The organism is Vibrio sp. C8 (assembly GCF_054051265.1).
The window spans coordinates 59,878-72,335 of the sequence record NZ_JBPAOE010000052.1; the positions used below are offsets into that span (position 1 = coordinate 59,878).

The 12,458-nt window shown below is 43.8% G+C and carries 9 protein-coding genes and 1 riboswitch; of the genes, 3 read left to right on the plus strand and 6 right to left on the minus strand.

The features are described from left to right. Positions 1–16: 16 nt before the first annotated feature. Complete coding sequence (locus tag ACRQQK_RS19730) at positions 17–175, minus strand: hypothetical protein (protein ID WP_457514258.1); 159 nt, start codon at positions 173–175, stop codon at positions 17–19. A 305-nt stretch (positions 176–480) separates the two neighbouring features. Further along, a riboswitch (glycine riboswitch) is annotated at positions 481–579 on the plus strand. 98 nt (positions 580–677) lie between these two features. Here ACRQQK_RS19730 and ACRQQK_RS19735 point away from each other — a divergent pair. Continuing rightward, positions 678–2,045, plus strand: coding sequence for an alanine/glycine:cation symporter family protein (locus ACRQQK_RS19735; RefSeq protein ID WP_457514259.1), 1,368 nt, complete (start codon positions 678–680; stop codon positions 2,043–2,045). A 71-nt stretch (positions 2,046–2,116) separates the two neighbouring features. Here the strand turns inward: ACRQQK_RS19735 and ACRQQK_RS19740 are convergent, their stop codons facing one another. Together ACRQQK_RS19740 and ACRQQK_RS19745 are read right to left on the minus strand one after the other, a co-directional pair. Further along, on the minus strand, positions 2,117–2,755 hold the full coding sequence (locus tag ACRQQK_RS19740; RefSeq protein ID WP_042482506.1) for a LysE family translocator: 639 nt from the start codon (positions 2,753–2,755) through the stop codon (positions 2,117–2,119). 83 nt (positions 2,756–2,838) lie between these two features. After that, positions 2,839–4,194 (minus strand): 8-oxoguanine deaminase, encoded by a 1,356-nt coding sequence (locus tag ACRQQK_RS19745; protein WP_457514262.1) that lies wholly within the window; start codon positions 4,192–4,194, stop codon positions 2,839–2,841. A gap of 348 nt (positions 4,195–4,542) precedes the next feature. Here ACRQQK_RS19745 and ACRQQK_RS19750 point away from each other — a divergent pair, with 348 nt between their 5' ends. After that, positions 4,543–5,436: a DMT family transporter gene (locus ACRQQK_RS19750; protein WP_457514264.1), complete on the plus strand. Its 894-nt coding sequence runs from the start codon at positions 4,543–4,545 to the stop codon at positions 5,434–5,436. A 71-nt stretch (positions 5,437–5,507) separates the two neighbouring features. On the opposite strand, the gene hcp-2 is transcribed toward ACRQQK_RS19750, so the two are convergent. Next, positions 5,508–6,026 (minus strand): type VI secretion system effector Hcp-2, encoded by a 519-nt coding sequence (gene hcp-2, locus ACRQQK_RS19755; protein WP_042482515.1) that lies wholly within the window; start codon positions 6,024–6,026, stop codon positions 5,508–5,510. Positions 6,027–6,283: 257 nt separating this feature from the next. On the opposite strand from hcp-2, the gene ACRQQK_RS19760 reads away from it, so the two are divergent. Next, on the plus strand, positions 6,284–7,768 hold the full coding sequence (locus ACRQQK_RS19760) for a carboxypeptidase M32 (RefSeq protein ID WP_457514266.1): 1,485 nt from the start codon (positions 6,284–6,286) through the stop codon (positions 7,766–7,768). A gap of 87 nt (positions 7,769–7,855) precedes the next feature. Here ACRQQK_RS19760 and ACRQQK_RS19765 read toward each other — a convergent pair whose 3' ends face one another. Together ACRQQK_RS19765 and hrpA are read right to left on the minus strand one after the other, a co-directional pair. Then, the gene (locus ACRQQK_RS19765; protein WP_457514268.1) at positions 7,856–8,338 is read right to left on the minus strand and encodes an outer membrane beta-barrel protein; all 483 of its coding nucleotides are present in this window, start codon (positions 8,336–8,338) and stop codon (positions 7,856–7,858) included. A gap of 99 nt (positions 8,339–8,437) precedes the next feature. Next, positions 8,438–12,367, minus strand: a complete 3,930-nt coding sequence (hrpA, locus tag ACRQQK_RS19770) for an ATP-dependent RNA helicase HrpA (RefSeq protein WP_457514270.1) — start codon at positions 12,365–12,367, stop codon at positions 8,438–8,440. Positions 12,368–12,458: the final 91 nt, after the last annotated feature.

Here is a 12,458-nt window from a genome sequence, read left to right on the forward strand (position 1 = left end):
ACTCCTAGTTCAAACATCAGCGGATCAATTCAGCAACAACAACTGTCACAACGTAGATAACAAAAGCAGAAACCAAAGCTGTGACAATCCACTTCTGAAATTTTGCGTTAGTACCGTAACGGATTAACAGAAAAGCCAGCACCACCAGTACAGCGATAGCAATTAATCTGTTCATGGATTCCTCCAATTTGTTGACTAGCTTATATCACGTATTATTGCCCATAAAGTCATGGGAAAGTATATAAATCCGTAACTTGAACCACAATGTTACATTAAATTGATCTAGTGCGTGACATCACATTTTGATTTCGCTAATATCGCCAACGCAAATTATCCATTCACTTGGATAATTGTTCCGATGAAGACTGCAGGAGAGAGGTTATTAATCTAATAATAAATTGTTAGATTAGTGTTACCCGCCGAAGAAGTAAATCTTTCAGGTGCTTTATTCCGTATTTGGAATAAGCGAGGACTGTAGTTGGAGGAACCTCTGGAGAGAACCGTTAAATCGGTCGCCGAAGGAGCAAGTCCTGCGTTTAGCAGGGTGAAACTCTCAGGCAAAAGGACAGAGGAGTGAAAGGCACTATTGTGTTCGTTGCGTCTTGCGCGGCGGATCTATTTATATTTTTTATACCCTTTCTCTCTTCTCCTTATGTGTTATTTTTTAAGGGGAATTCATGACAAACCTTCAATCACTACTACAAACAATCGACAATTTTATTTGGGGTCCACCACTTCTGATATTACTTGTTGGTACAGGTATCTATTTTACATTTCGTTTAGGCTTACTTCAGTTTCGCCATCTACCAACTGCGTTAAAAATGGTCTTTTCCAAAGACAAAAGCTCAAACAAAGAAGGTGATGTATCCAGTTTTGCTGCCTTGTGCACTGCCCTGTCCGCGACGATAGGCACAGGTAACATCGTTGGTGTAGCGACAGCTATCAAAGTCGGTGGTCCAGGCGCACTATTCTGGATGTGGCTGGCAGCGGTATTTGGCATGGCAACTAAATACGCCGAATGTCTACTGGCTGTGAAATATCGTAAAACAGACGCAAACGGGCAAATGGTCGGCGGACCAATGTACTACTTACAATATGGTGTTGGTTCAAAAACTCTTGCCGTGTTGTTTGCAATTTTTGCTCTGGGTGTCGCGTGTTTTGGTATCGGTACTTTCCCTCAAGTAAACGCTATTTTAGATGCAACACAGATTTCATTTGGTGTATCACGTGAAGTGACTGCTGTGGTGCTTACTCTACTAGTGGCATTCGTCACTATCGGCGGTATTCAGTCGATTGCGAAAGTAGCGGGTAAAGTGGTACCAACGATGGCGGTGTTCTACATTGTTGCTTGTCTGAGTGTGATTATCACCAATTCAGATCAACTGCTGAATGCTATTGAGTTGGTTCTGGTCTCTGCTTTCACTTCAACCGCTGCAACAGGTGGTTTCCTTGGCGCAAGCATTATGCTTGCTATCCAATCTGGTATCGCACGTGGTGTATTCTCAAACGAATCTGGCCTAGGTAGTGCTCCAATGGCAGCAGCAGCAGCGAAAACGGACTCTTGTGTACGCCAAGGTTTGATTTCCATGACAGGTACATTCTTCGATACCATCATCATCTGTACCATGACGGGCTTAGCGTTGATTCTTACTGGCGCATGGCAAACAGATTTGGCTGGTGCCGCGATGACCACTCATGCATTCGCTGTTGGATTAAATGCAAATACGTTGGGCCCAATGCTTGTGTCTATCGGCTTAATGTTCTTCGCATTTACCACCATCTTAGGTTGGAACTATTACGGTGAGCGATGTGTTGTGTACTTATTGGGGACAAAAGCGGTTCTGCCTTATAAGCTAATCTTCATTGCTCTCGTAGCATCAGGCGCTTTTTTGCATTTGGATATGATCTGGATTTTGGCGGATATCGTGAATGGCCTGATGGCGATTCCAAACCTTATCGGTCTGATTGCCCTACGCCATGTTGTGGTCGAAGAGACAAAACGTTACTTTGAATCGCATATGACTTATTCAAAAGCCGTAGCTTAACCAACTATAATCTGACATAAAAAATAGCGCCTTTTTGGCGCTATTTCTCATTAAGTACAAATTAATCCAGACTAAACCGTTTCTTTTTCAAATAACAATTTAATACCTAAAGTCACTAGCACCACACCTGTTGTACCTTCCATCCAGCGCATAAAAGAGGCGTTTTTAAGTAGGTTCTTAGCTGAACTTAGCGCTGCCGCCAAACCGCATTGCCAAATCATCGCAATCACAAAATGAATCGCAGCCATCAATAGAGATTGAAGCAAAGGTGAATGTTCAGGATTAATAAACTGTGGCAAAAATGCTAAGTAAAATACTGCTGTTTTAGGGTTTAATACGTTCGATAAGAAACCTTCACGCAATGAACGTTTCAAATTCAAAGATGAATGCGTCGCCACAGCTACGTTAAGTCCTTGTCCTGAAGCCATAAGCGCTCGAAGACTCGATAAACCCAACCAAATTAAGTAAGCCGCACCAATCATTTTCACAAAATGAAACAGCTCTGCTGACTGAGCCAAGATCGCTGAAATACCGATTGCAGAAAAGGTAGCGTGGACAAATAGTCCCGTACAAATTCCCAAGCTCGTAGTACAACCATCCGCGAATCCCGCTCGAGAGGTGTTGCGAATAACCAGTGCGGTATCCAATCCAGGAGTGAGAGTCAGAATGGTAATAGCAATAAGAAAAGCTTCGAAATTTTGAATGTACATTATCAATCCCTGATGAATTATGAGATCTTCGTTATACAACAAAGATCTCACACTGTCTCTATGACTTTTAAGTTAAAGAATAATTATTTAGCCAGCTGTGCTAAGCGCTTAGCTGCCGCTGAGTGACGCTCTAGCAGTTGAGCCATATCAACGCCCACCACTTCACCATCTAAAACTCGCCATTGACCAGCCACCATCACTTTATCCGCTTGCTGGGCACCACACAGTAAAAGCGCAGCTAATGGATCGTGACTTCCTGAGAAACGAATATCATCAAGCTTGAACATGGATATATCGGCTTCTAAACCAACCTCTAACTCCCCAATATCACTGCGCCCCATTGCCGCTGCCGAACCTTTCGTCGCCCAACGTAATGCGTCGAAATGAGTTATTTTAGCGGAACCATACTGAAGCCGCTGTAAATACATAGCCATACGAACTTCGGCAATCATATTTGATCCGTCATTGGAAGCCGAACCATCTACACCCAGCCCTACTTTCACGCCAGCAGATTCCAGCTCTAAGTTCTTACACATACCAGAAGCCAGCATCATGTTCGAGGTCGGGCAATGTGAGATACCCACTCCAGCTTTACCGAGCCTGATAATTTCTTCTGAGTTGAAATGGATGCCGTGCGCCAACCAAGTTCTGTCATTAAGCCAACCCACATCTTCCAAGTAATCTACAGGCCTCATTCCGAAGCGTTGAATGCAAAAATTCTCTTCATCGATGGTTTCGCACAAGTGTGTATGCGTCATAACACCCTCGCGCTCCGCAATACGAGCGGTTTCCTTCATTAAGTCTGTAGTCACCGAGAACGGTGAACACGGCGCTAACGCAATTTGTGTCATTGATCCATCTTGAGTCTGGTGATAGCTACGAATTAATCGTTCGCTATCATCAATGATGGTTTGTTCTTTTTGTATGGTCTGTCTTGGCGGCAACCCTCCCTCATCCTCACCTAAGCTCATTGAACCACGGGTGAAAATAGTACGCACGCCGAGTTTACGTGCAGTTTCAACCTGTATATCAATGGCGTGTTCAAGTCCCGATGGCAGCAAATAATGGTGGTCAGATGCGGTTGTACAGCCTGAACGCATCAATTCCACCAGCGCCAGTTCGGTCGCAACACTGTGCATTTCATCGTCAAGATTCGCCCATACCGGATAAAGGCTTTTGAGCCAATGAAAAAGCTCTTTATTCAAAGCGGTTGGATAAGCACGAGTTAATGTTTGATAGAAGTGATGGTGAGCGTTGATGAGCCCGGGAGTGACGACGTGATGCGAAGCATCAACAGCATAGTCATAAGATATTGAAGGTGAAGCGTTTAACGCAATGAGTTCGATAATTTTGTTTCCGCGAATTACCACCCCACCACGAGCATCTTTGGTGTTCCCTGTATAAATCGCGAGAGGATTTTTAATCCAAATAGTTTGCATTCATAAATATCCTTAGCCGTTTCAACCATTTCAGGGGAAGCGGACTTTATTTGTCGACATAAGCAGTTCCAACACTTATCTAGGACAACGGTTTTATTGTTAATAAATAGCCAATGGAGTTGGCCCAATGTATTAAAACCTAAGAGGAGTGTTCCTTGTTTCCTGTTGGCATTATCCCTTTAGGCATAAATACCATAACCAATATTCCTGTTTTTAGGAACATTCTTACCGTTTATTATTCTGTGATATTAATGAGAATGAAAAACACTTCAGAAAATGCGCGACAACGACGACGTGTAACGATAAAGTATCGTTCTAATTCTGCTTTAAACTAAGTCACCTTTTACTATGCAAACCAACCCTTTGCTGGCAATTCCTGTCGGCGTACGTTTTATGTTTCTTTCTGCACTCGGCTTCTCCTTGATGACAGCCAGCGTAAAAGCGGTTCATGAATATGGCATTCCTGTTTTTGAAATCGTCGCGGCAAGGGCTCTAGTCTCTTTTGTCATTAGTTACGCTGACGTAAAACGTAAACGCATTTCGGTTTGGGGTAACAATCGCCCATTACTCTTGCTTAGAGGCGCTGTTGGTACGTTTTCACTTATCTGTGTCTACTACTCAGTAACGTCACTACCGCTAGCAGAAGCTACGATTCTTCAATACACGCACCCTATTTTCACAGCATTGCTAGCTGTGTTCTTTTTGAAGGAACGGATTCAACCAGCAACCTTGATCTGTATTGTGCTGTGCATATTGGGACTATATTGCATCCTATTACCAGAACTCGATGGTTCCAGTGAAGTCAACCTACCAACATTCAGCGTGATCGTTGCCCTCATTGGCGCTTTTGGCAGTTCTATCGCTTATGTCATTGTGCGTAAGCTAAGCCAAACGGAAGACAGTTCAGTCATCATTCTATACTTCCCAATGATTGCTACTCCCATTTCAATTCTACTGGTATGGAATGATTTTATATGGCCGGATCTTCATTTGACCTTTATGTTGATTATGATTGGTGTGTTTACACAAATTGGGCAATATGGCTTAACAAAAGCAATGAAAACTCAAGAAGCGGGTAAAGCTTCAGCGTTTTCATACGTTCAAATCGTCTTTTCGATTGTTATCGGATTGGTGTATTTCGATGAAATTCCAGCTGTGTCTACCTATATCGGTGGTGCTCTTATTGTTGTCGGCGCTTTGTTCAACGTGTTTGGACAACGAATTGCTCTACGTAGAGCCTAATCATTGATTGAGTTTATACAGATAAGAAAGTCGCCAAACTAGGCGACTTTTTTGTTGGTTTAACTTTAGGCTTACGCTTCAACGGGTTTTCGCCAATCGTCAGAGCCTGACGTACCTGCATTGACGTGGTCCCAAGTGATTTTACGGTAAGACATCGAAACCGTTAGATTTTGAGTGAAATCTGATTTTGCCGGATCTTGGCAGTGAGGCATTTCACAATGGATATCAACAATCGAAGCATTCTCTAGCTTGGTGACGAAGAAGTTCTCTTGTTTGCCTTCAATGGACGTACGGTACCATTTCAACTCAACAGACTTCATTTTCTCACCTGACGCCAAAGCGTTGTACAACAGAGGTACAGCTTTGTTTAACGCTACAGTGAATTTAAACGGTTTATGAACACGTTGCCCTGAAGGTTGACCCGACTGTGGATCCGTTGGGACAGTCACACTGTGGTCAAATTGCTGCACCAGCATTTCATCTTCATGGCCTTCAACAAATGAATCGCCAATTGAATCTGAAGTGCATGCTCCAGACGTAATCAAGCCCTGGGTTTGACCTTCTATCGAGATATAACATGGAGTTGGCATTTTACATTCCTCTTTATCGGTATAAATATCGCGTTATGCGCTAAGTCGCTGAATAAAGAGCAAGTCAAATGCCAAATAATTATCATCAAAAAATCAATAAGTTAAATTAAACTATTGAGATATAAAGCAATATCCTGCCTAAAAATAAGTAACTTTCTGCTCAATGAGCAACAAGATTACAACAACTTAATTTGGTGATTAGTTTTTCCCTTGATACACTTTCTGCAAATTTCTTTAAGGATAAAGGAACACTTTCTATGAGTGCATTCAACACCTTAGTTCAACACTTTAAAACCATTTCTCATTTCAGCCACCTATCTGCGATCTGTGGTTGGGACCAAGCTTCAATGATGCCAAACGGCGGCGCTCAGGCTCGCTCTGAAGCGATGGCTGAACTCTCTGTTCATATCCACAGTCTTATGACTAAACCACAGCTTGAAGAGTGGTTTGCGTCTGCCGCTTCTGAATCTCTTAATCATCAACAGCTATCTACATTAAGAGAGATGAAACGCCAATGGCAGCAAGCAAATGTGCTTCCGGAAAGCTTAGTTCAGGCGAAATCCCTTGCGGGTTCTAAATGTGAACACGCTTGGCGGACTCAACGTAAAGAGAACGACTGGGTTGGTTTTGAAAAGAATTGGGCAGAAGTCGTTAAGTTGTCACAAGAAGAAGCCGCAATCAGAGCAGACGCTACAGGCCTAACGCCATACGACGCGATGCTGGATATCTATGAACCGGGCACAACCACACAATCTTTGGACGTAGTATTTAATGATGTTAAAAGCTGGCTACCAGCCTTAATTGATGCCGCGATAGAAAAGCAGAAATCTGAACAGATCATTATGCCTAATGGTCACTATGCGACTGAGACACAAAAAGTTCTCGGTTTAGATGTAATGAAGTTACTTCAGTTTGACTTCAACCACGGCAGACTCGACGAAAGTGTTCACCCTTTCTGTGGTGGTGTACCAAGTGACGTTCGTATTACCACTCGCTACAGCGAAGAAGAATTTGTTCAGTCACTGATGGGCATAGTGCACGAAACCGGCCACGCACGATATGAACAAGGGCTTCCAAAGTCATTAGCTGGCAATCCTGTTGGCGAAGCGCGTTCCATGGGCATCCATGAATCTCAATCGCTATTTTTTGAAATGCAGGTTGGACGAAACGAAAACTTTATTCACCATCTAGCGGGCTTAGCTGCGACTCATTTTAAGGATAGTGATAAACACGTTCTTGAAGTGGAGAACATGAAGAAGCTCTACACCCGAGTGAAAAGAGATTTTATTCGCGTTGATGCTGACGAACTCACCTATCCTAGCCATGTCATTTTGCGTTATGAAATTGAACGCGATTTAATGAATGGCAAGATCAAACACACTGATGTGCCAGAGCTTTGGGATACAAAAATGCAAGCCTACATAGGTCTAAGCACCAAAGACAACTACAGAAATGGCTGCATGCAAGATATCCACTGGACAGATGGAAGCTTCGGGTATTTCCCGAGTTACACACTGGGCGCAATGTATGCTGCTCAATTTATGGCTGCTATGAAGAAAACAGTAGATGTAGACAGCGTTATACGCAGCGGTGACTTAACACCAATCTTCACTTGGTTGTCAGATAATATCTGGAGTAAAGGCAGCTTGTTCACTACTGACGAGTTGGTGACACAGGCCACTGGTGAAACACTGAATGCGGAACACTTTAAGAAACACCTGACTTCACGTTACTTAGGTTAAGTTTCCTAATCGCAAACGTAAAAAAGCCAGCCTTACTAGGCTGGCTTTTGCGTATCTGCACTATCAGACTTTTTAAAACTATAAGACTTATAGGAAGTGGAAAGTCGCGTTTAGTGTGAACGAGTCAATATTGTCATTGTCCAGTTCATAGTTGTTGTAGCTTGCGCCTACAGAGAATGGACCCATGATGAAGTACTCAGCACCGAAGCCGTACATTAGGTCAATACCGTCATCAACTTTACTGCCATTGATCTCTTTATCCCAAGAGTGAGCACCAGCACGTGCGTAAACATGCAGCGGACCAAAGTCGATGCTAGGTTTAAGTGCAAAGTATACAGAGCTTGCTGATAATTCTTGGTTTGCAGCAATATCAAAATCACCGTGATCGGTATAACCCGCTTCAACACCGATAAACGGAAGAATACCTGTACCTGCATGCACAGTCATAGACGTAGATGTTTTACCATTAAGGTCAGACTGTCCAACAGACGCACCACCGTAGATCCATGAATCAGCGAAAGCTGTTGTAGACGCTCCGATAAGAGCGAGTGCTAATAGAGTCTTTTTCATAATAAACCTTCTTAAATAACGTGAGGCAACAGTCCCAAATTCGGCGATCCGTTGCCACGTGGCGCCAAATTATAGTGATTTCATTCAGCTATGCAAATCTTATACCGAACATGCATCAATAGCGTTCTTAACACGCTTATCCGAGACAGGGTAAGGCGTGCCGAGTTGTTGTGCGAAGAAACTTACGCGAAGTTCCTCAATCATCCAGCGAACTTCTTTGATATTTTCCGGCAATGCCATTCCCTTCGGAACTTTATTTAACAGCTCTTTGTAGTCATTGCGAATCGATTCCACCTTAAGCATATGCAGACGATCTTTATTCGGATCGATCGGCAATTTCTCTAGGCGGCGTTCTATTGCCTTCATGTATCGCAGGATATCCGGCAGTCGTTTCCAACCACATTCCGTTGCAAAGCCCTTAAATATCAAGCCTTCGATTTGTGCTTTCACATCGGATAATGCAAATGCCATCGTGAAGTCAACCTTACCTTTCAATCGTTTATTGATATTGAATGCCATTGTTAGAATCGCTTCAACTTGCTTCGCAATATCAACCACTGTGTCACCCAGTTCGGCTCTTACATACTCTTTCAGAGACTCAAACTCTTCTGGCGTCCACGCAAGTCGACCACGTTCTTCAAGTAGCTTATCGATACCACATGCAATGCAGTCATCAATTAAGTCCATCACTTTACCGAACGGGTTGAAATATAATCCAAGTTTAGACTTGTTCGGCAAGTTGGTATGCAGATATTTAATCGGTGAAGGCACGTTCAGTAAAACCAAACGACGTTGACCTTCGCGCATCGCACTGATTTGCTCTTGCTCCGTTTCAAACAGCTTAATTTCAACGCTGTCTTTTTTGTCTACCAGCGCAGGGTATGCCTTAACGTCAAAACCACCACGTTTCTGCTGATACACTTTTGGCAGTTCACCAAACGACCAAGTGTGTAAACCCGATTGCTCGATGTCGTCATCAGCAACCTGAGAAAGGGTTTCTTGTACTTTCTCTTTTAAGCTCTCTTTCAGCTCGTAGAGATCTTTGTTCTCTTTAAGCTTGCGGTTTCGGTGGTCTACCGCTCTAAAGGTGACTTTCAAGTGATCCGCCACCTGCGACATATTCCAATCATCACGGGATACTGTAACGCCCGTCATGCGACGTAATTCTTTCTCTAAAGCGTCAAGCAGAGGCAGTTCCATCGCATTTACTCGCGCCAAGAATGCATCTGCATAGTTAGGTGCAGGTACGAAATTCTTACGCAAGGTTTTCGGTAGAGACTTAATCAAACTGACGATAAGTTCATGACGTAAACCCGGTATCTGCCATTCGAAACCTTGTGGTTCAACTTGGTTTAAGATCGGCAGAGGAATATGAACAGTGACACCGTCACTATCTTCACCCGGTTCAAACTGATAGCTGAGTTTTAGCTTGAGGCCATTTTGATACCAGAAGTTCGGGTAATCTAAATCGGTAACATGGCTAGCATCGCCTTTGAAAAGCATCTCTTTTTCAAAGTTCAGTAGCTCAGGTGTCTTCTTGCTAGTTGCTTTCCACCACGTATCAAAATGGCGACCAGAAACCACTTCTGTACCAACTCGTTGGTCATAGAATTGGAACAAGTCTTCATCATCAACCAAGATGTCGCGACGACGTGACTTGTGCTCAAGCTCTTCCACTTCTTGCAGTAGCGAACGATTAAGTTTGAAGAAGCTGTGTTTGGTTTCCCATTCACCTTCAACAAGTGCACTGCGAATAAAGATTTCACGGCTCAATACCGGATCAATATTGCCGTAGTTCACTAAGCGCTTAGGTACAATCGCAATGCCGTAGATCATTACTTTCTCGTACGCCATTACCGCTGCACGTTTCTTCGACCAATGCGGCTCACTGTAGCTACGTTTGATTAAGTGTTTCGCCAGCGGTTCAATCCATTCCGGCTGAATCTTCGCCACGATACGCGCCCAGAGTTTGGATGTTTCAACTAACTCAGCAGACATTACCCACTTAGGTTGCTTCTTAAACAGGCCAGAGGCAGGGAAAATATTGAAGCGAGCGTTGCGAGCACCTTGATACTCGTTCTTCTCTGGATCTTTGATACCAATGTGCGATAACAAACCAACAAGAATAGCGGTGTGAACGCCTTCATAGCTGCCCGGTTCGTCGTTGAGCTTATAATCCATTTCGCGCATTGACTGATGCAACTGAAAGTAAACATCCTGCCACTCACGAATGCGCAAATAGTTAAGATAGTCTTGCTTACATTGACGGCGGAATTGGTTACCAGTGAGCGCTTTCTGCTGTTGCTTGATGTATTCCCAAAGGTTGACGAAAGTAAGGAAATCAGACTCTTCATGCTGGAAACGGCGATGTTTATCATCTGAAGACTGCTGCTTATCACTTGGTCTCTCACGAGGATCTTGAATAGAGAGCGCAGAAGCAATGATCATCACTTCTTTTAAACAACCCATGCGTGGCGCTTCCAACACCATACGAGCTAAACGAGGGTCAATTGGCAAGCGAGCCAGTTTACGCCCCACTTCGGTAAGTTGTTTATTGCTGTTTTTCGATTCTTCTTTAACCGCTCCGAGCTCTTCAAGCAAACGCACACCGTCTTGAATGTTGCGTTTATCTGGCGCTTCGACAAATGGGAAGGCTTCAATATCCCCCAGACCAAGTGCCGTCATTTGCAGAATAACCGACGCTAAGTTGGTACGTAGAATTTCAGGATCGGTGAACTCCGGACGGGAATTAAAATCTTCCTCGGAGTACAGGCGGATACAGATACCCTCTTCCACACGACCACATCGGCCTTTACGCTGGTTGGCGCTCGCCTGAGAAATGGGTTCAATAGGAAGACGCTGAACTTTAGTTCGGTAGCTGTAACGGCTGATGCGCGCTGTACCAGGGTCGATCACATATTTGATACCCGGAACGGTAAGCGATGTTTCCGCCACGTTGGTCGCCAATACAATTCGACGTCCAGCATGCGGTTGGAAGATCTTGTTTTGTTCACCTGCTGAAAGGCGAGCATACAAAGGAACGATTTCAGTATCACGAAGGTTACGTTTCGACAACGCATCCGCCGTATCGCGAATTTCGCGCTCACCGTTCATAAAGATCAGAATATCGCCTAAGCCTTCATCGCAAAGCTCGTCTACTGCTTCAAAAATGCCTTCAAGCTGATCACGTTCGCTATCTTCGTCGCTCGACAACGGGCGGTAACGAGTATCCACCGGATAGGTACGTCCAGACACTTCAATGATAGGTGCATTGTTAAAGTGGTTTGAGAAACGTTCAGGGTCAATCGTTGCCGAAGTAATAATGACTTTCAGATCAGGACGACGCGGCAATAACTGTTTCAAATAACCGAGGATAAAGTCGATATTTAAGCTGCGCTCGTGCGCTTCATCGATAATGATGGTGTCATATTGATTGAGAAAACGGTCGTGCTGAATTTCAGCCAGTAAAATACCGTCTGTCATCAACTTGATTTGTGTTTGATCCGAAATTTGATCGTTGAATCGAACTTTATAACCGACAAAATTGCCCAGTTCGGTTTCCATCTCTTCAGCAATACGAGTTGCGACTGAACGAGCAGCAAGACGACGCGGCTGAGTATGACCAATCAGGCCATATTTACCTCGACCGAGCTCGGCACAAATTTTGGGTAGCTGAGTGGTTTTACCTGAACCTGTTTCACCAGCAACGATAACCACTTGGTTCTCTTGAATCGCTTTCGCAATGTCGTCGCGCTTTTGGCTGACGGGCAGAAGCTCTGGGTATTCAATAGTGACTTTTTGGTTGAATCGCTGCTGCACAACCATCATGGATTGTGCGATATCTAAAGCGATTTCATCAAACACGGCATGACGAGCTGCATCTTTTTTGATTTTACTTGCGCCCGAAATACGCTTGCTTAATCGAAAGCGATCTTTCAGCAAACATTGCTTCAGTGCTTTCTTCAGAGATTCTGCACTGTTCGCTTTTGCTGAGTTATTCGTTTCTGTATTTGGCTGTGACTGAGTCAAAGCGTTTACCTATTCTTTTAATTAACAAAACTGCGCGGATTGTATCACAGAGTACGGGCAGGATTAGCAATTCCTCTTATTCAATTTTTTT